25 protein-coding genes are annotated in these 17215 nt (G+C 57.1%); 9 read left to right on the top strand and 16 right to left on the bottom strand.

Annotation, left to right across the window (positions count from 1 at the left end; genetic code table 11):
* Window positions 1-4: 4 nt before the first annotated feature.
* From SPHFLASMR4Y_RS11200 to SPHFLASMR4Y_RS11210, 3 genes are read right to left on the bottom strand one after another with little or no spacing between them, the layout of a single operon-like run.
* On the bottom strand, window positions 5-751 hold the full coding sequence (locus tag SPHFLASMR4Y_RS11200; RefSeq protein ID WP_089133618.1) for a M48 family metallopeptidase: 747 nt from the start codon (window positions 749-751) through the stop codon (window positions 5-7).
* Window positions 738-1184: a YcgN family cysteine cluster protein gene (locus SPHFLASMR4Y_RS11205; protein WP_089133619.1), complete on the bottom strand. Its 447-nt coding sequence runs from the start codon at window positions 1182-1184 to the stop codon at window positions 738-740. Before SPHFLASMR4Y_RS11205 ends, SPHFLASMR4Y_RS11200 begins: the two co-directional genes overlap by 14 nt.
* Window positions 1172-1792 carry an SCO family protein gene (locus tag SPHFLASMR4Y_RS11210; protein WP_089133620.1) on the bottom strand — a complete coding sequence of 207 codons (621 nt, stop codon included), beginning with the start codon at window positions 1790-1792 and terminating at the stop codon, window positions 1172-1174. The genes SPHFLASMR4Y_RS11205 and SPHFLASMR4Y_RS11210 overlap by 13 nt, the downstream gene beginning before the upstream one ends.
* A 95-nt stretch (window positions 1793-1887) precedes the next feature.
* Between SPHFLASMR4Y_RS11210 and SPHFLASMR4Y_RS11215 the strand changes: the two genes are divergently transcribed.
* A complete protein-coding gene (locus tag SPHFLASMR4Y_RS11215) occupies window positions 1888-2541 on the top strand; it encodes an ankyrin repeat domain-containing protein (RefSeq protein ID WP_089133621.1) in 654 nt (217 codons plus the stop codon).
* A gap of 7 nt (window positions 2542-2548) precedes the next feature.
* Here the strand turns inward: SPHFLASMR4Y_RS11215 and SPHFLASMR4Y_RS11220 are convergent, their stop codons facing one another.
* From SPHFLASMR4Y_RS11220 to SPHFLASMR4Y_RS11270, 11 genes are all read right to left on the bottom strand, one after another.
* On the bottom strand, window positions 2549-3067 hold the full coding sequence (locus SPHFLASMR4Y_RS11220) for an MmcB family DNA repair protein (protein WP_089134843.1): 519 nt from the start codon (window positions 3065-3067) through the stop codon (window positions 2549-2551).
* 81 nt (window positions 3068-3148) lie between these two features.
* Complete coding sequence (locus tag SPHFLASMR4Y_RS11225; protein ID WP_089133622.1) at window positions 3149-3856, bottom strand: cell wall hydrolase; 708 nt, start codon at window positions 3854-3856, stop codon at window positions 3149-3151.
* Between the two features lie 204 nt (window positions 3857-4060).
* Window positions 4061-4399 carry a DUF1491 family protein gene (locus SPHFLASMR4Y_RS11230; protein ID WP_089133623.1) on the bottom strand — a complete coding sequence of 113 codons (339 nt, stop codon included), beginning with the start codon at window positions 4397-4399 and terminating at the stop codon, window positions 4061-4063.
* The gene (locus tag SPHFLASMR4Y_RS11235; protein WP_089134844.1) at window positions 4392-4874 is read right to left on the bottom strand and encodes a PaaI family thioesterase; all 483 of its coding nucleotides are present in this window, start codon (window positions 4872-4874) and stop codon (window positions 4392-4394) included. Before SPHFLASMR4Y_RS11235 ends, SPHFLASMR4Y_RS11230 begins: the two co-directional genes overlap by 8 nt.
* A 9-nt stretch (window positions 4875-4883) precedes the next feature.
* Window positions 4884-5351 (bottom strand): PTS sugar transporter subunit IIA, encoded by a 468-nt coding sequence (locus tag SPHFLASMR4Y_RS11240; protein WP_089133624.1) that lies wholly within the window; start codon window positions 5349-5351, stop codon window positions 4884-4886.
* 130 nt (window positions 5352-5481) lie between these two features.
* Complete coding sequence (hpf, locus tag SPHFLASMR4Y_RS11245; RefSeq protein ID WP_089133625.1) at window positions 5482-6054, bottom strand: ribosome hibernation-promoting factor, HPF/YfiA family; 573 nt, start codon at window positions 6052-6054, stop codon at window positions 5482-5484.
* A 47-nt stretch (window positions 6055-6101) separates the two neighbouring features.
* Window positions 6102-6800 (bottom strand): DNA polymerase III subunit epsilon, encoded by a 699-nt coding sequence (gene dnaQ, locus SPHFLASMR4Y_RS11250; RefSeq protein WP_089133626.1) that lies wholly within the window; start codon window positions 6798-6800, stop codon window positions 6102-6104.
* Window positions 6801-6827: 27 nt separating this feature from the next.
* On the bottom strand, window positions 6828-7436 hold the full coding sequence (gene coaE / locus SPHFLASMR4Y_RS11255; RefSeq protein WP_089133627.1) for a dephospho-CoA kinase: 609 nt from the start codon (window positions 7434-7436) through the stop codon (window positions 6828-6830).
* Window positions 7433-8251 carry a shikimate dehydrogenase gene (aroE, locus tag SPHFLASMR4Y_RS11260; protein WP_089133628.1) on the bottom strand — a complete coding sequence of 273 codons (819 nt, stop codon included), beginning with the start codon at window positions 8249-8251 and terminating at the stop codon, window positions 7433-7435. Before aroE ends, coaE begins: the two co-directional genes overlap by 4 nt.
* Complete coding sequence (locus tag SPHFLASMR4Y_RS11265; protein ID WP_089134845.1) at window positions 8248-8844, bottom strand: Maf family protein; 597 nt, start codon at window positions 8842-8844, stop codon at window positions 8248-8250. The genes aroE and SPHFLASMR4Y_RS11265 overlap by 4 nt, the downstream gene beginning before the upstream one ends.
* 1 nt (window position 8845) lies before the next feature.
* Window positions 8846-9691, bottom strand: a complete 846-nt coding sequence (locus SPHFLASMR4Y_RS11270; RefSeq protein ID WP_089133629.1) for a pyruvate, water dikinase regulatory protein — start codon at window positions 9689-9691, stop codon at window positions 8846-8848.
* A 282-nt stretch (window positions 9692-9973) separates the two neighbouring features.
* Here SPHFLASMR4Y_RS11270 and hemE point away from each other — a divergent pair, with 282 nt between their 5' ends.
* The 6 genes from hemE to SPHFLASMR4Y_RS11300 all read left to right on the top strand — a co-directional run bounded on the left by hemE (window position 9974) and on the right by SPHFLASMR4Y_RS11300 (window position 14379).
* Entirely contained in the window at window positions 9974-11026 is a 1053-nt protein-coding gene (gene hemE / locus SPHFLASMR4Y_RS11275) for a uroporphyrinogen decarboxylase (protein ID WP_260806949.1), read from the top strand.
* Window positions 11023-11466 (top strand): CopD family protein, encoded by a 444-nt coding sequence (locus SPHFLASMR4Y_RS11280; RefSeq protein ID WP_089133631.1) that lies wholly within the window; start codon window positions 11023-11025, stop codon window positions 11464-11466. The genes hemE and SPHFLASMR4Y_RS11280 overlap by 4 nt, the downstream gene beginning before the upstream one ends.
* A gap of 146 nt (window positions 11467-11612) precedes the next feature.
* Window positions 11613-12869, top strand: a complete 1257-nt coding sequence (rho, locus tag SPHFLASMR4Y_RS11285; protein ID WP_089133632.1) for a transcription termination factor Rho — start codon at window positions 11613-11615, stop codon at window positions 12867-12869.
* An 82-nt stretch (window positions 12870-12951) separates the two neighbouring features.
* Complete coding sequence (locus SPHFLASMR4Y_RS11290; RefSeq protein ID WP_260806950.1) at window positions 12952-13188, top strand: antibiotic biosynthesis monooxygenase family protein; 237 nt, start codon at window positions 12952-12954, stop codon at window positions 13186-13188.
* Entirely contained in the window at window positions 13181-13906 is a 726-nt protein-coding gene (locus SPHFLASMR4Y_RS11295) for a YjbE family putative metal transport protein (RefSeq protein WP_089133634.1), read from the top strand. The genes SPHFLASMR4Y_RS11290 and SPHFLASMR4Y_RS11295 overlap by 8 nt, the downstream gene beginning before the upstream one ends.
* 53 nt (window positions 13907-13959) lie before the next feature.
* On the top strand, window positions 13960-14379 hold the full coding sequence (locus tag SPHFLASMR4Y_RS11300) for a hypothetical protein (RefSeq protein ID WP_089133635.1): 420 nt from the start codon (window positions 13960-13962) through the stop codon (window positions 14377-14379).
* Here the strand turns inward: SPHFLASMR4Y_RS11300 and SPHFLASMR4Y_RS11305 are convergent.
* Window positions 14376-14777, bottom strand: a complete 402-nt coding sequence (locus SPHFLASMR4Y_RS11305) for a nuclear transport factor 2 family protein (RefSeq protein WP_145955522.1) — start codon at window positions 14775-14777, stop codon at window positions 14376-14378. The genes SPHFLASMR4Y_RS11300 and SPHFLASMR4Y_RS11305 overlap by 4 nt on opposite strands.
* Complete coding sequence (locus SPHFLASMR4Y_RS11310) at window positions 14774-15472, bottom strand: dienelactone hydrolase family protein (RefSeq protein WP_089133636.1); 699 nt, start codon at window positions 15470-15472, stop codon at window positions 14774-14776. The genes SPHFLASMR4Y_RS11305 and SPHFLASMR4Y_RS11310 overlap by 4 nt, the downstream gene beginning before the upstream one ends.
* A gap of 132 nt (window positions 15473-15604) precedes the next feature.
* On the opposite strand from SPHFLASMR4Y_RS11310, the gene SPHFLASMR4Y_RS11315 reads away from it, so the two are divergent.
* Complete coding sequence (locus SPHFLASMR4Y_RS11315) at window positions 15605-15880, top strand: DUF6489 family protein (RefSeq protein WP_089133637.1); 276 nt, start codon at window positions 15605-15607, stop codon at window positions 15878-15880.
* 18 nt (window positions 15881-15898) lie between these two features.
* Window positions 15899-17194 (top strand): tRNA uridine-5-carboxymethylaminomethyl(34) synthesis GTPase MnmE, encoded by a 1296-nt coding sequence (mnmE, locus tag SPHFLASMR4Y_RS11320; protein ID WP_089133638.1) that lies wholly within the window; start codon window positions 15899-15901, stop codon window positions 17192-17194.
* Window positions 17195-17215 lie beyond the last annotated feature (21 nt).

Genomic DNA, 17215 nt, shown 5'->3' on the forward strand with positions numbered 1-17215 from the left:
GCGCTCAGTCAGCCGGAGGCGATTGCCGTACCGCTCCGACCATGTGCAGACCGCGTCCATGGTCCTTGAGCCAGCGATCGGCACTGCGACGATCCGATTCAAATATCCGGTCGAGCAAGACATAGAATCGCTTGCTATGGTCCATATGGGTGAGATGGGCGACTTCGTGGGCGACCACCGACCGGCGAACATGCGGCGGCGCCATGACCAGCCGCCAGCTCAGCCGGATCGACTTGCGCGCCGAGCAACTGCCCCAGCGGCGGCGCGCGTCGCCAACCGCGAGACGCGGCAATTCGGTTTCGGCCCTGTCGCAATAATATTGCAGATCGTCGGCAAATATCCTGCGAGCCTCGGCCTTGAGCCAGCGAAGGACCCGGGACTCAACATGTTCCGCCGGTCCGCCCAGCCGGATTTCGCCCCCCACGATTCGCGGTGTCCGGGCAAAATCCGGTGACCACCGGATAATATAGGGCTCGCCCAGAAATGCGATCTGGCTGCCATCCTCCACCGGGACCGGAGGGACGGCTTCGGCAAAGCGGGCATTGAGCCAGTCGGACTTGGACCGGGCAAAGCGCAGCGCCTGACTCTCCGATGCATAGGGGGGCAGGGTGAGGCGGACGACGCCTTTTACGGTATCGGCCGAAACGATGATCGACCGGGCCTGCTTTGACCGCCGCAGCTGGAGCGGATAGCTGGCCCCTCCGAGGTTGATGGTGAGCGCTTCGGGCCGTGATGAACTAAAGAGGCGCATCGAGAATATGCTGCTCGAGCGGCCCGGCCTTGCTCTCGGGAATGACCTTGCCCCGGATCGACTGGCCCGCCGCGTGAATCGATTCACGATCTCCGGAAACCAGATAATGCCAGTCCGGCAACGGCAGCCCCCGGGCACGCATTTTATAGGCACAGCTGTCGGGCAACCAGTCAAATTCTTCCAGCTTGTTGCGGGTCAGACGGACGCAATCGGGCACATGGAACTTGCGGTGGCGATAATCGCTGCATTGCGCGCTCTGCAGATCGAGCAGCTTGCAGGCGATATTGGTCATATATATCTGACCGTCATCCTCGTCCTCGGCCTTCAGCAAACAGCATTTTCCACAGCCGTCGCACAAGGCCTCCCACTGGCCGCGATCGAGCGATTCAAGCGGCGCTTCCCAGAACGGCTGGGCGGCGTCTAGCCCACCCATTGGGCTATTTCGTCGGCAACCTGCTGCGGTGTGCCATCAAAGGGCAGCAGCGCCAGCGGTTCTCCATCCGGCCCGAACAGATAGGCCTGGCGGCTGTGGTCAACGAGATACTCGCTGGAACTCTCGTCATCGCGAACATCATAGAGAATCAGATATTCTTTCGCGACCGCCGCGATTTCGTCCGGAGTACCGGTGAGACCGATCAGCCGGGGGTGAAAAGCGGATACATATTGTTTGAGGACTTCCGGTGTATCGCGACCGGGGTCGACGGAGATGAAAATCGGCTGGATTTTCTCGACCAGAGCCGGGTCCTCTTTTTCTGCCTGTTTCAATCCCAGCATGAGATTGGCGAGATCGACCGGACAGACGTCAGGGCAATAGCTGTAGCCGAAATAGATGATACGATATTGGCCCTGGAACGCTTTTTCCGAGGTTTTACCGCCGTCCTGATTGGTCAGGGTGAAGGAACCGCCAATGTCCGCTCCGGCAAGCGGCGGTTCCGCAGACGCTTCGGACGCGGGGTTGCAGGCGGCCAGAACTGTCAGTAATCCTGTGGCAAGGATCATTTTGGCGACATTTTTGATATTGTTCATTACGGGGCCAGACATGGTCTGCTAGTGAATCAATTTCAACAGATAATTGATCGACAGCAATTGCAGTGCATCGGTGCGCCAAGTCACCGGTCAGTAAAACGGGGCTAAAAATGTTCAGAAAAATCTCTTCGGTCACCCGCTCGTCCGGCCCATTGGGCAGATTCGTGCAACTGGCATTGCTGGCCGTTGCCGCATTTTCGATTTCCGCTCCGGCCGCCGCCCAGTTTTCGGACAGCTATAATTTTCTGAAAGCGGTCAAGGAAAGGGATGGCGAGGAGGCGACAAAATTTCTCAGCCAGCCGGGATCGGTTATCGTCAATACCCGCGATCGCTCGTCCGGAGAAACGGCCCTGCACATCGTCGTAGCGCGTCGCGACAATGTCTGGGTGGGTTTCCTGCTGCAAAAAGGTGCCAATCCCAATATTGCCGACAAGGAGGGTGTCACGCCACTGATGCTGGCTACCCAGCTGCGCTTCGTCGACGGAGTCCGGACCCTGCTGGCCAAAAGGGCGAAAGTCGATGAGCCGAACCGGCAAGGGGAAACCGCGCTGATCCGAGCGGTCCAGCTTCGTGACAGCGAACTGGTCCGTCTGCTGCTGGCGAATGGTGCCGATCCGGACCACACCGATTCGCTCGCCGGAAAATCGGCTCGCGACTATGCCAGCCAGGATCGTCGCAGCGCCGCCATATTGGCGGAGATTGAGAAGGCGGACGCGAAACAGAAACCGGAAACGGAAAGCCGGTTTTTCGGGCCGGAAGGCTAGCCGCCGCTCAATAGCTACCCGGTTCGTGCTGACCCCGGCCCGGGCTGATCCAGCCATCAGAGATCGCCGAGCGCTGCATTGCGCGGCGGGCCAGCCGCATCGTCTCGGTTCTGCGCCGCGCCGGTGCCAGAGCCTTGGTCGCCGCCGCCCGCACCATTTCCGCATCATAGGCATCGGCAATGATCAACCCGGTACGTTCGGGCAGAAATGCGGGTCCCTCGACCGGAGAGGCATCAAAGCCGACCGGCAAGGCCCAGTAGAAACGGTCGCAATAATCCAGATATTCGATCCATTTGCTGTCGCCCAGCAGATCGCTCCGCGCCACCTTGATCTCGACGATGACAATCTGGCCCTTGGCATCAATGCCCATCAGATCGGCCCGGCGACGATTGCGCAAACTGACTTCGGGCAGCACCATGATATCGTGACGCATGAACATCCGGGCAACGCCGCGGGCCACCGCCGGTGCACCGGTCAGAGGTTCGCTCGTCGCGAGCAAGCCGGAAGAATCATCCAGGAAGGTCATCAGATTCAACTAGAACATAAAAAGAACAAAATAAAGGCCCCCGTGAGGGAGCCTTCATCGGTTCATTCTCTGCAGGACCGCTTATTGATAGAAGATATGATTGTCTATCGTGGCCAGCCGCTTGAGACGCCAACCCGGCGAAACATAGCGGGCGTGAAAGAACAGAGCGCCTTCGACCGAGCTTTCCCAGCCGTCATTCACCGCGATTTTGGCGATTGCCACAGCGTTGCGCCATTGCCGATGGCCCTTGTTGATGCGGGGCATCTTGCCACCACGAACAAAGGAAAACTGGCTGCGCTGATAGACCACGCCGCAGATCGTGTCCGGGAACCGGGGTGACGCGACGCGCGCCAGAACAACACGGGCTACAGCCAGCTGGCCTTTCAGCGATTCGCTTTTGGATTCAAAATAGACGGTACCGGCAAGGCAGTGCATTTCCTCGTCCAGCGTACCGGCCACCGATTGCTGGCGGACGAGCTGGCGCAACGTCTTTGCGCCGTCATTGACGAAATCGCTGGTCGCCTGGAAACCGGCTTCCGTTTCGCCATTGGCGATCTTGTCCGACTCTATGACATCCTGGGGAATATCGGCGACAACTTCCTGCTGTTCGCCAAAGATAATGGCCTGATCGGATTCATCGTCTTCCAGCAGGGCCGGATCAACAAAAATTTCGGATTCAGGAATCTCGTCATTCGCTTCCAGAGCGAATGATGCATCTGTCACGGACAAGGCCACGACGACAGTAAGTGCGAGCGATAACACGCTCGTGGCACGAAAAATTTTTCTCATAAACCTGTTTTGTTATGCAGTGAGACCAGAGCCAATCAGGACTAAACCCGTCCAGACTGCCGAAAATGGACCCAAAAACAATAAACCACGGTCCATTTCTGTTCTCCCCGTCTGCGTGTTTACCGCCTGTCATTTCGACAAACGAGCGGCAACCTGCGCATCAAAGTTGAGCGCCAATTATGGTTTTGAGGAATAAAGTCAAGTTTACTGACCCATTAGGGCGATGAGCCGTTCCGCATCCGGGATGTCCAGTTCAATTAACCACATATCGGGGTCAAACCGAAATCTCTGATCGATATATTCGGACAATTCTTTATTGTTTTCAGTATCTTGGGGCCATATTCGCTGCCAGTTCGGGGCACCGTCCAGGCTTGGCATATTCTCCAGAAGCCTTGGGTTTGCGCCCTTTTCCATGCATTGGATAAGAATGGCGCCGGAAATCCGGTCCCCCTTTTTCAGCACCGAGCCAAAACCACCCTTCTGGCTGACCAGCCGGAGAAGCGTCTGGACCTTGATTTCCGCGGAAAGCCGCGGCTCAATCATCCTTCTTATACCCGGGCAGGGATGCCAGCGGGATATGCGAACGCATGAAAGTCCCGGTACCGCGCGCTATTTCGTCGCCTTCGCTGTCGATCAGCCGCGCATCGGCGACGAACACCCGTCGTTTACCACTGACCCAACGGCCCTCGGCGGTGACGGGACCGGTTTTGAGCGGCTTGGTAAAGAGCAGATTGAAGGCGGTCGTCAGAATGAAGCGGTCGGATACAAGGCTGTTGGCCGCGTAAAAGGCGGCATCGTCGAGCATCTTGAAATAGGAGGTACCGTGGACGGCCCCGGCGGCATGATAATAGCGCTCGTCCACCGAGAAATGGATGCGCGCCGTGCCGGCTTCCGGGATTTCCAGACGCGAATTGAACAGCCGGTTTATCGGTGCTTGCGCATACAGGCGTTCGAGGGCCCGAAAATGTTCCTGGGCGCCGCCCCCGTCTTGCGGCTCCTCTGCCGGCTTATCGTTCACAGCCAAAGATCAGGCCGCCCGTTGCTCGCGCTGTTTGCTCAACAGCGCATACAGCGCATCCTGCCCCGATGCACCGCGCAGCTTTGCCACCATATTGTCATCGCGGAGAAAGCGCGATGCAGCGGCCAGCGCCTTGAGATGCTCGACACCGCTTTTTTCCGGCGACAATAGCGCGAAGATCAGATCCACCGGTTTGCCGTCATGGGCTTCGAACGGCGCCGGTTCGGAGAGACGGAGGAAAATGCCGATACAATGGTCGATATCCGGCAATTTGGCATGCGGTATCGCGACCGCCCGACCGAAACCGGTTGATCCGAGCGCCTCGCGCGCCTCGAGCCCGGTGCGGATAGCCTCTGCATCAAGACGATAACATTCCTCGCCGATACGGGCGATCGTTCGCAGGATATCACTCTTGTTGCCAATATCCTGACAGTCCCGCACGGCAGCGAGCTCCAGTCGAACGGGCAAATCAGTCATGAAACTTTCCTTTTGTCCCGGCAAAACTCAGCCAATTTGGCAAACATCGCGTGAAACTGGATGTTGGTGTGTGTCGAACCCGCTGCCTCAAATCCCGGCTAAACGCCGCATTTGAAGCGATTCCGCCTGGTCAGCTATGTGGTTCGACCCAACCGATTGTGCCATCGGAACGGCGATAAACCATATTATGGGCGCCAGTGCCAGAGTTTTTGAACAAAAGCGCGCTGGTATTGCGCAAATCCATCATCATGACCGCGTTGGATACGCTGGCTTCGGGGATATCAGTGCTGGTTTCGGCAATGATTGCCGGAGAATCGCCGTTCATTTCGCTTTCTTCTTCGTCTTCAGACGATTCGAACACGCGATAGGCCGCTTCTTCCTGCTTTGCCGCATATTGCGCCTGGACATGGTGGTCGTTCAGCCGGCGCATATAACGGCGCAGCTGCTTTTCGATCTTGTCGGCGGCCTGGTCAAACGCCTGATGGGCATCACCGGCTTCGGCATCCGATTTCAGGGTCAGGCCCTGCATCACGTGAGTCACGATATCGCATTTGAAATGGGCGTGGGGTGCTTTGCTCACGGTGACGTTCGCTGAGATCGCCTTGGCGAAATATTTGCTGGCAATCGCGTTCATCCGATCCTCGACATGGGTTTGCAACGCATCGCCGGTATCGACCTGATGTCCTGAAACACGAACTTCCATATTCACTCTCCTTTTGCTTCTGTACCGCTAAGCAAACTGCGGCACAGCTAAACCTCGGACCAAAGAGGGTTTTCGATGCCCTCGACAAAAACCTTGTGCTTCGCCAGCTCTTCATCACTGGCGCGATGCTCGCGCGGTGCCATGAACTGTTTACGCTCTGTCCGCTGTGATGCGGATCGCATATCCCGCGCGGCTTCCTGTGTTTTGCCGTCTTCGGCCAGACCAAGACCGATCTGCCGGCCACCCGTCAGTTCGATATAGAGCTGGGTCAGCAACTCTGCGTCGAGCAGCGCGCCATGCTTGACGCGGTGGCTGCGATCGATGCCGTAGCGCGAGCACAAGGCATCGAGCGACAATTTGGCACCGGGATGTTTGGATTTGGCAATCGCCAATGTGTCGATCATGCGAAACTGGGAAATCGGCTTGTAGCCGCACAGGACCAGCTCAGCGTTGAGAAACTTGAAATCAAATTGCGCATTATGGGCCACCAGATTCGAATCCTGCAGGAAATCCAGCAATTCCGTAGCGCCTTCGGAAAACAGTTTCTTGTCGGACAGAAATATGTCGGAAAGTCCGTGCACTTCCTCGGCTGCCTTCGGCATCGGCCGCTGGGGATTATAATAGCAGTGGAAGGTTTGCCCGGTTTCGACCCGGTTGATCATTTCGATACAACCGATTTCTACCATCCGGTCACCATTTTGAGGATCAAAGCCAGTAGTTTCGGTGTCGAAAATTATCTCTCGCATAAGGTCAATATCGGACCGATCTCCGGGTTACGCAAGAGCCGCTTTCAGTTTTTGAACAAGTTTACCGACCTGCTGACGGGTTTCTGCGAGCGGCAGCGATGTATCAATCACGGAATCGGCCTTCGCCCGCTTTTCCGCGTCCGGCATTTGCAATGCCTTTATGTGGGAAAACCGCTCTTCTGTCATGCCGGGCCGGGCCAGAACCCGCTCGCGCTGATGCTCTTCGCCCGCCGAGACCACCACGATATGATCGACAGATTCTGCACCGGATTTCTCGAACAACAGCGGGATATCAAACAGGATCAGCGGCCGGTCCTGATTCTCCTCGAGAAAAGCGAGCCGCATCTCGCCGACGGCCGGATGTATCAGCTTCTCGAGCTTTTGCATGGCGTCCGGATTGCCGAGCACCGCTGCGCCCAGTTTCTGCCGGTCCACGCCTTCACGGCCCGTGGTGCCGGGAAACAGCGCTTCGATCGCTTCGACCAGCGCGCCGTCCGGCCCCTGCAGCTGGTGCACGGCAGCATCGGCGTCGAACAGGGGCACGCCTTCTTCGACAAACATTTTGGCCACCGTCGATTTGCCCATGCCGATGGAGCCGGTGAGGCCGATAATGAAAGGTCGGGTCCGGCCGCTCATGCCGTCAGCCGCTTGCGCAGTTCGTCATCATCTTCCATCGGCGGCGTGGCGCCAAAGAATAGTTCAAAAGCAAGCGCTGCCTGGCCGATCAGCATGTCGAGACCGTCGATTACCGCCAGATCCCGTTTTTTGGCTGCCTTCAGCAATCCGGTTTCCAGTGGCGCATAAACGAGATCATAGACCAGGCAATCGGTGGGCAGGGGATCGAGATCCACCTCGAGGGCCGGCTGTCCCATCATCCCGAGGGGACTGGCATTGATCAGCAGATCGGCTCCGGGCAACCGGGCATCCATTGGAAGCACCCCGCCCTTCATGGACGATTGCATCAGCAGACCGCTGGCTTTCAGGCCGTTACGGGCAAGAATGGTCGTTTCGGCAATGCCGGCCTGTTTCAGCGCGAAGAGCACGGCCCTTGCCGCGCCGCCCGCTCCGATGACCACAGCATGTTTACCCGACCAGTCATAATCGGCGATCGGTGCCAAAAATCCTGCCGCGTCGGTATTGGTTCCCATCAGACTGCCATCATCCTGCCGGACGACCGTGTTCATCGCGCCGATCTTGTCCCGCACGCCGCCCGGATCGGCGACCAGGTCAAGCATGGCGATCTTGTGCGGTATCGTCACGTTGCAACCCCGCCAGGCCGGGTCATCGCGCCGGCTCTCGATATAGCCGGGCAGCGCGTCAAGCGTGACGTGGCAGGCACGGTAATCGGCCTCGATATCCAGCCGATCGAGCCAGAATTTGTGGATCAGCGGCGACTTGCTCTGGGCGATCGGATCTCCGATCACCTCGGCATAAGGCATTTCTGTAGTCATGACGGTAAGATACCCCGGATGCGAAGATAGTCCAGCAGATGCAGAAGCGGCAGACCCATGATCGTGAACTGGCTGCCCTGGATGGCGGAAAAAAGCTGCGCGCCCCTGCCCTCGATTTCATAGCAGCCGACGCAATAGCGGATATTGTCCCACTCCGTTTCGACATAATGTTCGATGAAAGTGTCGCTCAATGGCCGCACGGACAGCGTCGCGATATCGACATGGCGCCATAGAGGCTGGCCCTGTTCGGCGATCACGGCGGCGCTGAACAGCTTGTGCTTGCGGCCGGACAGCAATTTCAGATGGGCCACCGCGTCGGCCTGATCAACGGGCTTGTCGAGCATGCTGCCGTCTTCAAGCGCCAGCACCTGATCGGCACCCAGCACCAATCCGGCGCCGATCCGCCGCGATAACCGGACCGCCTTGGCCTCGGCCAGCGCGTCGGCAAGATTGCGGGCGGTCACGCCCTCATCCTTCAAACCGTGCTTGAGCGATTCCTCGTCCACATTGGGGGCTACGGCTTCAACCGCGATACCGGCTGCGGTCAGCATGGCCAGTCTCGCCCGGCTTTTCGAGGCCAGTATCAACGGCATTTCATGCATCTCCGCCGGCCTTCTGGTCATCCTCGCCTGCAACATGGCGTTCGTTATAGAGATTGATGATCGCCGCCGCCGATTCCTCGATCGACCGCCGGGTGACGTCGATCATCGGCCAGCCATTGTCGGCAAACATCCGCCGTGCATATTGGGTTTCCGCCTTGACCTTGTCTTCGTTCACATAGTCGGTTTCCGGAGCCTGATTCAGCGATAACAGACGGTTGCGCCGGACCTGGACCAGCCGCGAGGCACCGGTAATCAGACCGACCACCAGAGGGTTTTTCAGATGAAAAAGAGAATCCGGCGGCGGGGATTCCGGAACGATCGGAATATTGGCGGTCTTGTAGCCGCGATTGGCGAGATAAATAGAAGTCGGAGTTTTCGACGTACGCGAAACACCCGCCAGCACAATATCGGCTTCTTCCCAGTTTTCCCAGCCGACCCCGTCGTCATGGGCGATGGTGAACTGGATCGCCTCCACCCGGGCAAAATAGGCGGCATCAAGAATATGCTGCCGTCCCGGCCGCGCCTTGGCTTCCTGGCCCAGCATATTGGACAGGGCATCGGTGACGGCATCAAGCGCAGGTACCGAGGGCAAACCCAGATGGCGGCATTCGCGTTCCAGCTTGGCACGGATATCGCGGTTGACGATGGTGAAAATCACCAGCCCCGGATTATCGGCAACCTCGGCCAATATCCGGTTGAGATGCTTTTCGGAGCGGACCATAGGCCAGAAATGCTTGATAATTTCGACACCATCAAACTGGGCCAGTGCCGCTTTCGCGATATTTTCCAGAGTTTCGCCGGTGGAATCCGACAAGAGATGCAGGTGGAGACGATTCATGGCCTAAGCTTTGTGATTTCACGGGGGATAAAGCAAGGGATGAAAATGTGGATAACCGGTCGGACAATATTCTTCCCCGACGTCCGCAATTTCATCCACAGCGGATCAACATTGATCGATTTCATCAACAGTCTGTGGATAACGGGGATGACAAATTGGAATCGGTCAAATTTTCATTAACCAGCGCCTGTCAATCTGTTTGTAATTGCGGCGCTCGCGGGTTACCGCCTTTTCCACGCTCTATCATCAACAACAATCTAATATAATATATAAGATAATATAATGGGTAACCGTCTCGCTATGCCGAATGGAAATGAATCACAAAAAATTCTCCTGCAGACATTGCTCGGCAAGAAAAGCGACCGGACGCCGGTCTGGCTAATGCGTCAGGCAGGCCGCTATCTGCCGGAATATCGGGAGTTGCGAGCCAAAAAGGGCGGATTTCTCGAACTGTGCTACGATGCCGATTCAGCGGCCGAGGTCACCTTGCAGCCGATCAGGCGCTTTGGTTTCGACGGCGCAATCCTGTTTTCCGACATTTTGATCGTGCCCCATGCGATGGGCCAGAAGCTTTGGTTTGAGACGGGGGAAGGGCCCCGGCTGGCCCCAAGGCTACTGGACGCGTCTTTAAGCTCTCTGGAGGCTGCTCCGGAGCATTTCGAGGCTATTTATGCCACGGTCCGGTCCGTCGCTGCGCAGCTCGACGACAAAACGACCTTCATGGGCTTTGCCGGAAGTCCGTGGACGATCGCGACCTATATGGTCAACGGCCAGGGCAGCAAGGACCAGGCAGCCACGCGCCGCTTTGCCTATCGGGATGAAGCGGCTTTCGGCGAGTTGATCGCCGCCATCGTCGACAATACGGTCACCTATTTGCTTGGACAGATCGAGGCCGGCGTCGATGCGGTGCAACTGTTCGACAGCTGGGCCGGATCCCTCTCGCCAGCGCAATTTGAAAAATGGGTGATCGCGCCCAATGCGGAAATCATAGCACGGCTGAAGGCGGTTCATCCCGATTTTCCGATTATCGGATTTCCGAAAGGCGCGGGTGCCAAACTGGTCGCTTATGCCCGCGAAACCGGTGCGGATGCGATTGGTCTTGATGAAACCGTGGACCCCGTCTGGGCGCATGACAATCTGCCGGCGTCGCTTCCGCTGCAGGGCAATCTCGATCCGCTGGCCCTGATCGCCGGGGGCACCGCGCTCGAACAATCGGTCCGTCACATCCTTCAGGTTTTTGAAGATCGTCCGCATATTTTCAATCTCGGTCACGGGATTTTGCCGGACACGCCCATTGAACATGTTGAAAAGCTGCTTACACTTGTGAGGCAATGAATGAAATTCTGTCCATGCTCTATCTCTGGTTGAAATCGGCCCATCTGATCTTCGTGATCTTCTGGATGGCCGGGCTGTTCATGATGCCGCGTTTCTTCGTCTATCATCAGGAAACCGCCGTCGGTTCCGAAGAGGACGGGAAATGGATCGAGCGCGAGGGCAAGCTGCGCAAGATCATTCTCAACCCGTCTTTGATCATCGTCTGGGTGATCGGATTGGCGCTCGCCTATAATATCGGGGCGTTCAGCCAGGGCTGGTTTCACGCCAAATTGCTCGTGGTGCTGGCGCTGACAGGCTATCATGGCTGGATGATGGGCTATCTGAAAAAGCTGGCCAGAGGCGAGCGGACGATGACTGACAAGGCGCTGCGGCTGGTCAATGAAGTGCCGGGTATCACTGCGGCGATCATTGTCATACTGGTGATCGTCAAGCCCTTCTGATCAGGTTTTGTTGACAGCGAAATCACAAAGGCGTAATTAGACGCCAAAGCCCGTCCGGGCTAATTTTCATGTGAATCGAAGACAGCACGCAGCTGCGCACATGCAGAATTGACAAATGACCTCCTGACATTTTTGGATAATCCTCCATGCATTTAAAAGAATTAAAAGAAAAATCGCCCGCCGATCTGGTCTCTATGGCTGAAGAGCTGGGCGTCGAGGGTGCTTCCACCCTGCGCAAACAGGATCTGATGTTCGCGATCCTCAAGGAACTGGCGGACAATGACGAGCAGATCATGGGCGTCGGCACGATCGAGGTGCTGACCGACGGGTTTGGCTTCCTGCGTTCGCCGGATGCCAATTATCTGGCCGGTCCCGATGATATTTACGTCTCTCCCAACCAGGTTCGCAAATTCGGCCTGCGCACCGGTGATACCGTCGAAGGCGAAATCCGCGCACCGCGCGACGGCGAGCGCTATTTTGCGCTGACCAAATTGACCTCGATCAATTTCGACGATCCGGACGCGGTCCGCCACCGGGTCAATTTCGACAATCTTACACCGCTGTATCCGGACGAGAAGCTCAAGCTCGACAGTCTCGATCCGACCGAGAAGGACAAGTCCGCCCGGGTGATCGATATTATCTCGCCGCAGGGCAAGGGCCAGCGCGCCCTGATCGTGGCACCGCCACGGACCGGTAAGACCGTGCTGCTGCAGAATATTGCCAAGGCGATCACCGACAATCATCCGGAAGTCTATCTGCTGGTCCTGCTGATCGACGAACGGCCGGAAGAAGTCACCGACATGCAGCGTTCGGTGAAGGGCGAAGTGATCAGCTCGACCTTTGACGAACCCGCCACCCGCCACGTGCAGGTGGCTGAAATGGTGATCGAAAAAGCCAAGCGTCTGGTGGAGCACAAGCATGATGTCGTGATCCTGCTCGACTCGATCACCCGTCTCGGCCGCGCCTATAACACTGTCGTACCAAGCTCCGGCAAGGTGCTGACCGGTGGTGTCGACGCCAATGCATTGCAGCGGCCGAAGCGTTTCTTCGGTGCAGCGCGAAATATCGAGGAAGGCGGTTCGCTGTCGATCATCGCCACCGCACTGATCGATACCGGCAGCCGGATGGACGAGGTTATCTTCGAAGAATTCAAGGGTACCGGCAACTCGGAAATCGTGCTTGACCGGAAAGTCGCCGACAAGCGTATCTTCCCGGCACTCGATGTCGGCAAGTCCGGCACCCGCAAGGAAGAGCTGCTGGTCGAGGACGAGAAGCTCAAGAAAATGTGGGTATTGCGCCGTATTCTCATGCAAATGGGCACGATCGACGCGATGGAATTCCTGCTCGACAAGATGAAGGACAGCAAGTCCAACGACGATTTCTTCGACAGTATGAACCAGTAGAACCGACCGCGTTGTCCCGGTGATTTTGGAACATGCCTTATTGCAGGTTCGACCGGGGCAATCCAAAGCTTTTGAAGCGGCGATGGGGCAAGCCAGATCGATCATTGCGCGGCAGACGGGTTTCCACTCGATCGAGGTTCGACCGGAATCAGGGAACCCGGAGCGATATTTGTTGTTGGTGACATGGGACCGGATGGAATCGCATCGCAACGGATTTCGCCGGTCCGGAGATTATCAGCGCTGGCGCGCCTTGCTCCACGCTTTTTACGACCCGATGCCCGAGATAGCTTATTACGGAGCGAGTATTTTCGATGATTGACCTGATTTCCATCTTTTCCGCCGCCGCCTCGGGGCTCGGTTCGCCTGCCGACATCTGGCAAGCGATCCTCACCGATTTTGCGAAGATCGGCACCCCAGAAGCGCTAGCAGCATTCGGCCAGGTCATCCTGATCGATCTGGTGTTTGCGGCCGACAATGCGATTGTGGTCGGCGCGCTGGCTGGCGGACTACCGGCGGAGCAACGGCGCAAGGTCATCCTGATCGGTATCGGCGCGGCTCTGGTATTGCGGATATTGTTCGCGCTGATCGTGGTGCAGCTGCTGCAGATTGTTGGTCTGGTGCTGGCTGGTGGTTTGCTGCTGCTCTGGGTTGCATGGAATTTTTACCGCGAGATTTTCCACGAAGGAGAATCCGCCGGTTCGCCCGAGATCGAGGGCGATGAGCATAGCGGCATCAAGTCAGGCAAGACTTTCTGGGCCGCCGCCTGGGCGGTGATGGCCGCAGACGTCTCGATGAGCCTCGACAATGTGCTCGGCGTCGCGGGTGCCGCCCGCGAACATCCCGGCATTCTGGTGATCGGTCTGATACTGTCTGTCGCGTTGATGGGTCTGGCGGCCAATGTCATCGCCAAATATATCGAGCGCTACAAATGGATCGCCTATCTGGGTCTGGCGGTGATCGTCTATGTCGCCGGCAAGATGATCTATTCCGGACTGATGGGTGATGAGCAGACGATCGGGGTGCTGACGCTGTTTTGAAGATTGTTGAACCAGGTTTAATATTCCAATAGTCTTTGGTCGTGTCAGACCAAATGATCCCGATCGCCATTATTAATTCCCGAAGCGAAACCATGGTTGTCGCGTCGTTGCTGGATGCAGCGGGAATATTGGTTCATATTGGCGGATATAACCATGCTTCAGTGTCGATCTATCCGCTCGCACTGGGTGGATTTCGATTGACGGTTCCAGCGTTTCAACATGCCCAGGCCAGTGCAGTCATTCTCGATACTCCCGGACTTGGCGAGTTCAGCTACAGTTATGGTTTGCGACGTGCAGTGGTTAAATTCCTGCTACTTTGGGTCGGTATCATCTCCTTTCTGGCCATTCCCTGGATTCTTTACGATCCGGAATTCTGGCATCCAAGCCTTGCCATCGCGCTTTCTGTTTTGGGGATTCCGGTTAATCCGCAGGGCCGCAGCGAATATTTTCTTGATGTAAGCGGAGAAGCTTAACCCTTCATCTTCTCCAGCATCTTGCCCATTTCTTCCCAGACCTTGTTGATCGCCTTGAGCGGCCGGACGATCACCTTGAAATCCTGAATCTTGCCGTCCTCATTCCAGCTGATGATATCGACGCCGTTGACCTGGATCCCGTCGAGCTCCAGTTCAAACTCCAGCATCGCCATATTCTGCGATTCATCGACGATTTCGCGGACATAGCGGAAGCTGTCATTGGCCAGCACCAGGTCAGCGGCGCTGAGATAGGCGACGACCATCGGCTTGCCGACTTGCGGTGTGTGGACAACCGGTGAATGGAAAACGGCATCATCGGCGATCTGATCGGCCAGATCGGTTCCGGTCTTGTCTTTGAAATGGTCGTGCCAGACTTTCAGATTGGCGCGTGCATTCATGCCAGATGCTCGGCGAAAAAGGCTTCGGTGCGGTTGTCGGCCAATGTTGCGGCTGCTTCATCGCGGCGCTCGCCGAACTCGGCGGCAAAGCCGTGATCGAGGCCGTCATAATCGTGCAGCGTCACTTTCGGGTGGTCGTCCAGACCCGCGTGCATCGCGGCCTGCGCATCGGCGGGCACAAAGCCGTCCGCGGTGGGGATATGCAGCATTACTTCATGGGCGATCGCCTGTTTTTCGCTCAGCAGGCCGTCGATGCCGACGCCATAATAGCCGACAGAGGCCCTTATATCGGTGCGGCAGGCGGTCATGAACGCCAGGCGACCGCCGAGGCAGTAACCGACGCAGCCGACCTTGTGGCTGCCAATGCTGTTCTGGGCAAAATGGATGACCGCTTCAATGTCGCGAATGCCCTGATCTTGATCAAATTTGCCCATGAGATCCAGCGCCTGCTGGAATTGAGCTTCGACGTCGGCGTCGAGATCGGTGCCTTCGTTGATCCGCCAGAACAGGTCCGGGGCAATCGCGAGATAGCCTTTGCTGGCCCAGTGATCGCATTTAGCCCTGATCCCCTTGTTGACGCCGAATATTTCCTGAATGACGATGATCGCGGCGCTGATCTCGCCCTGAGGTCGGGCGATATAGCAGGGGAATTCAGCGTCTCCGCTCAGTGTCTTGATTTGTTCCATCGCGCCCATCGTTTCAGCTCCTTTGCATCATCACTTGATTCTTTGGCTACATTATCCCCATATCAGCTTCAGACAAGGTGGAACAACAACCTGTTGAGTGAGGGGGGAACTCGCTGCGACGGTCAAACAGAGGAAATCATAATGAAAGTTACCGTTGAACTGGATTGCACACCGGAAGAGGCGCGCCGCCTGATCGGACTGCCGGACGTGGCGAAACTGAACGAAAGCTATGTGCAGGAAATGTCGAAATTCCTGCAAGGTGCAAATTCGGTCGAGCAGCTGCAGAATTTCACCAAGATTATTGCGCCGATGGGAGAAGCAGGCCTGAAAATGTTTTCCTCCTTCCTGACCGGCGCCATGGGCGCGGCATCGGGTGGTGGAAAATCATCGACGTCGACCAAGAAAAAATCGGACTAGCGCCCAATTACAGCCATCATGACCGCTGATGATACCATTTTCGCGCTGTCCAGCGGACAACCGCCGGCGGCGATCGGAATCCTGCGTATCAGCGGTCCCGGGGCCGGACAGGCGCTTGAATCTCTTGCTGGTAATTTACCAGAACCGCGTGTTGCAAGCCTATCTAATATAACCGATCCGGTTAGTAAATCTTTACTGGATTCTGCTCTGTCTTTCTGGTTTCCCGGACCGAACAGTGCAACCGGGGAAGACCTGGCCGAGATTCACTGCCATGGTGGCCGGGCGGTTATCCGGGCGATTGAACAGGCACTGGAGCAGATGGACGGTCTGCGCCGGGCGGAGCCGGGAGAATTTACACGGCGGGCCTTCACCTCGGGCAAGATGGATCTCGCAGAAGCCGAGGGTCTGTCGGATCTGCTATTCGCGGAAACCGAGTTGCAGCGCAAGGCAGCGGTACGCAATGCCGGCGGCGCGCTTTCGCGCAAGGTCGACGACTGGCAGCAGCGGATATTGCAGCTTTCGGCTCAGGTCGAAGCGGAGCTGGACTTTTCCGATGAGGATGATGTTGCGCCGTCACAGGTTGCTGCGATCCGGCAAGCGGTGCGTCCGCTGGTTGATGAGATGCAGACTTTGCTGCAGCGTCCGCGTGCAGAAAAATTGCGTGACGGCATCAGGGTCGTGCTTGGGGGTCCGCCCAATAGTGGCAAGTCTACTCTACTCAACGCGCTAGTCGACCGGGAAGCGGCGATCGTTTCGGATATTGCCGGCACCACCCGCGATGTGATTGAAGTGCCCATCGGTCTTGGCGGGGTTCCCTTTCTTTTTATCGATACGGCTGGCGTGCGGGAAAGTGGCGCGGAAACCATCGAGCAGATTGGTATCGACCGTGCGCGACAGCAATTTGCCGAGGCAGATATAATTTTGTGGCTGGGAGAAGAAGGGCAGGGTCCGGATCGCGACAATCTGATCGAAATCAGTTCGCGCTCCGATCATCCGGATCACAAGCCCAAAGCCGGAGCGGCCTTTACTCTGTCGCCGGTGAACGGGCAGGGCATGGACCGGCTCGTAGACCATCTGGTGCAGCGCGCCCGGCACATATTGCCGGACGCGGATCAGGTGAGCATCAACGCCCGCCAGGCCGACCGGCTTCATCTTGCATGCGACAGCCTGGCCGCGATGATCGACGAAGATGATTATCTGATATTGGCCGAACAACTGCGCATGGCGCGCAAGTCGCTTGACGAGATTACGGGCAAGGCGAGTACCGAAGATATGCTTGATGGCCTGTTCGGAAAATTCTGCATCGGGAAGTGATTGTTCCACGTGGAACAGGGC

This window comes from Sphingorhabdus sp. SMR4y (genome assembly GCF_002218195.1).
GTDB lineage: Bacteria > Pseudomonadota > Alphaproteobacteria > Sphingomonadales > Sphingomonadaceae > Parasphingorhabdus.

What these genes read in the sequence shown, in the direction of transcription:
- SPHFLASMR4Y_RS11200 (WP_089133618.1), bottom strand. Translation starts at nt 751, where the DNA reads ATGCGCCTCTTTAGTTCATCACGGCCCGAAGCGCTCACCATCAACCTC.
- SPHFLASMR4Y_RS11205 (WP_089133619.1), bottom strand. Translation starts at nt 1,184, where the DNA reads ATGGGTGGGCTAGACGCCGCCCAGCCGTTCTGGGAAGCGCCGCTTGAA.
- SPHFLASMR4Y_RS11210 (WP_089133620.1), bottom strand. Translation starts at nt 1,792, where the DNA reads ATGTCTGGCCCCGTAATGAACAATATCAAAAATGTCGCCAAAATGATC.
- SPHFLASMR4Y_RS11215 (WP_089133621.1), top strand. Translation starts at nt 1,888, where the DNA reads ATGTTCAGAAAAATCTCTTCGGTCACCCGCTCGTCCGGCCCATTGGGC.
- SPHFLASMR4Y_RS11220 (WP_089134843.1), bottom strand. Translation starts at nt 3,067, where the DNA reads ATGACCTTCCTGGATGATTCTTCCGGCTTGCTCGCGACGAGCGAACCT.
- SPHFLASMR4Y_RS11225 (WP_089133622.1), bottom strand. Translation starts at nt 3,856, where the DNA reads ATGAGAAAAATTTTTCGTGCCACGAGCGTGTTATCGCTCGCACTTACT.
- SPHFLASMR4Y_RS11230 (WP_089133623.1), bottom strand. Translation starts at nt 4,399, where the DNA reads ATGATTGAGCCGCGGCTTTCCGCGGAAATCAAGGTCCAGACGCTTCTC.
- SPHFLASMR4Y_RS11240 (WP_089133624.1), bottom strand. Translation starts at nt 5,351, where the DNA reads ATGACTGATTTGCCCGTTCGACTGGAGCTCGCTGCCGTGCGGGACTGT.
- hpf (WP_089133625.1), bottom strand. Translation starts at nt 6,054, where the DNA reads ATGGAAGTTCGTGTTTCAGGACATCAGGTCGATACCGGCGATGCGTTG.
- dnaQ (WP_089133626.1), bottom strand. Translation starts at nt 6,800, where the DNA reads ATGCGAGAGATAATTTTCGACACCGAAACTACTGGCTTTGATCCTCAA.
- coaE (WP_089133627.1), bottom strand. Translation starts at nt 7,436, where the DNA reads ATGAGCGGCCGGACCCGACCTTTCATTATCGGCCTCACCGGCTCCATC.
- aroE (WP_089133628.1), bottom strand. Translation starts at nt 8,251, where the DNA reads ATGACTACAGAAATGCCTTATGCCGAGGTGATCGGAGATCCGATCGCC.
- SPHFLASMR4Y_RS11265 (WP_089134845.1), bottom strand. Translation starts at nt 8,844, where the DNA reads ATGCCGTTGATACTGGCCTCGAAAAGCCGGGCGAGACTGGCCATGCTG.
- SPHFLASMR4Y_RS11270 (WP_089133629.1), bottom strand. Translation starts at nt 9,691, where the DNA reads ATGAATCGTCTCCACCTGCATCTCTTGTCGGATTCCACCGGCGAAACT.
- hemE (WP_260806949.1), top strand. Translation starts at nt 9,974, where the DNA reads ATGGGTAACCGTCTCGCTATGCCGAATGGAAATGAATCACAAAAAATT.
- SPHFLASMR4Y_RS11280 (WP_089133631.1), top strand. Translation starts at nt 11,023, where the DNA reads ATGAATGAAATTCTGTCCATGCTCTATCTCTGGTTGAAATCGGCCCAT.
- rho (WP_089133632.1), top strand. Translation starts at nt 11,613, where the DNA reads ATGCATTTAAAAGAATTAAAAGAAAAATCGCCCGCCGATCTGGTCTCT.
- SPHFLASMR4Y_RS11290 (WP_260806950.1), top strand. Translation starts at nt 12,952, where the DNA reads ATGGGGCAAGCCAGATCGATCATTGCGCGGCAGACGGGTTTCCACTCG.
- SPHFLASMR4Y_RS11295 (WP_089133634.1), top strand. Translation starts at nt 13,181, where the DNA reads ATGATTGACCTGATTTCCATCTTTTCCGCCGCCGCCTCGGGGCTCGGT.
- SPHFLASMR4Y_RS11300 (WP_089133635.1), top strand. Translation starts at nt 13,960, where the DNA reads ATGATCCCGATCGCCATTATTAATTCCCGAAGCGAAACCATGGTTGTC.
- SPHFLASMR4Y_RS11305 (WP_145955522.1), bottom strand. Translation starts at nt 14,777, where the DNA reads ATGAATGCACGCGCCAATCTGAAAGTCTGGCACGACCATTTCAAAGAC.
- SPHFLASMR4Y_RS11310 (WP_089133636.1), bottom strand. Translation starts at nt 15,472, where the DNA reads ATGGGCGCGATGGAACAAATCAAGACACTGAGCGGAGACGCTGAATTC.
- SPHFLASMR4Y_RS11315 (WP_089133637.1), top strand. Translation starts at nt 15,605, where the DNA reads ATGAAAGTTACCGTTGAACTGGATTGCACACCGGAAGAGGCGCGCCGC.
- mnmE (WP_089133638.1), top strand. Translation starts at nt 15,899, where the DNA reads ATGACCGCTGATGATACCATTTTCGCGCTGTCCAGCGGACAACCGCCG.